Below are 1,009 nucleotides of genomic sequence, written 5' to 3'. Positions count from 1 at the left end.
GCCGCCTCGCACAGCCCGGCGTCCAGACCGGCCTGTTCGGCCGCCTCGGCGAGCAGTTCGGCGGCGGTGCGGTAGTCGCGGGCCGGCAGTGACACCGACCGTTCGGCCTTCGCCCGCGTGTAGACCTTGGCGGGGCGGCCGGCGCCCGGCCCGGAACGTCCCGTCAGCCGGCGCATGCCGGTCTCCAGCAGCCCGGCCTCGGCCAGTCTGTCCAGGTGGTGCGCGGCGAGCGTGCGTGCCACTCCCGTCGCCTCGGCGGCCTCGTTGCGGCCGACCTCGCGCCCCCGGGCTGCCACGTACTCGTACAGGCGGCGCCGCACCGGATCCTGCAGCACCGCGATCGCGTCGATGTCCTCCATCCGGCCATTCTAGGAACAATGCAGGTAGGAGATAGAAAGGCCGCGCCACCTCCGCGGGGTCACCGGGACAGGCCGGTGAGCATCAGGAACTCGGCGCGGGAGCGTGCGTCCTCCCGCAGGGTTCCCAGCAGGGTGGAGGTGAGGGTCCTGGAGCCGCCGGCCTGGACACCTCGCAGGGTCATGCAGGTGTGCTCCGCCTCGATGACCACCCCGACGCCCTTCGGGGCGAGGCGGTCCTGCAGCCAGTCGGCGACCTGCTTGGTCAGGCGTTCCTGGACCTGCGGGCGGCAGGCGAAGTGCTCGACGACCCGGGCGAGTTTCGACAGGCCCAGGATCCGCCGGCCCGGCAGGTAACCGACGTGCGCGGTACCCACGAACGGCAGCAGGTGGTGTTCGCAGACCGAGCGGAGCGGGATCGAGCGCGCGAGGACGAGTTCGTCGTAGCCCTCGTCGTTGGGGAAGGTGGTCAGGTCGAACGGCCGGGGGCTGAACATCTCGGCGTAGGCGCGGGCCATGCGGCCCGGTGTGCCGCGCAGGCTCTCCGAGTCGGTGGAGATGCCCAGGGCGTGCAGGAACCGGGCGGCGGCGTCCTCCGCCGCGGCGAGGTCGACGCCGTCGCCGTCGTGGACGACGTGCAGCGGCACCGCGGC

The 1,009-nt window shown here is 72.9% G+C and carries 2 protein-coding genes; both read right to left on the bottom strand.

Annotated elements, in window-relative coordinates; all coding sequences use genetic code 11:
- Window positions 1-359: winged helix-turn-helix domain-containing protein (locus ABZ641_RS39455; RefSeq protein WP_359989577.1), on the bottom strand; the 359-nt coding region annotated here is incomplete at its 3' end.
- Window positions 360-418: 59 nt separating this feature from the next.
- Window positions 419-1,003, bottom strand: coding sequence for a GTP cyclohydrolase I FolE (gene folE / locus ABZ641_RS39450; protein WP_359989579.1), 585 nt, complete (start codon window positions 1,001-1,003; stop codon window positions 419-421).
- Window positions 1,004-1,009 lie beyond the last annotated feature (6 nt).

The organism is Kitasatospora sp. NPDC007106 (assembly GCF_040634455.1).
GTDB lineage: Bacteria > Actinomycetota > Actinomycetes > Streptomycetales > Streptomycetaceae > Kitasatospora > Kitasatospora arboriphila.
Note: the sequence above shows the minus strand (reverse complement) of the source record. Positions and strands in the feature narration are given on the sequence as shown.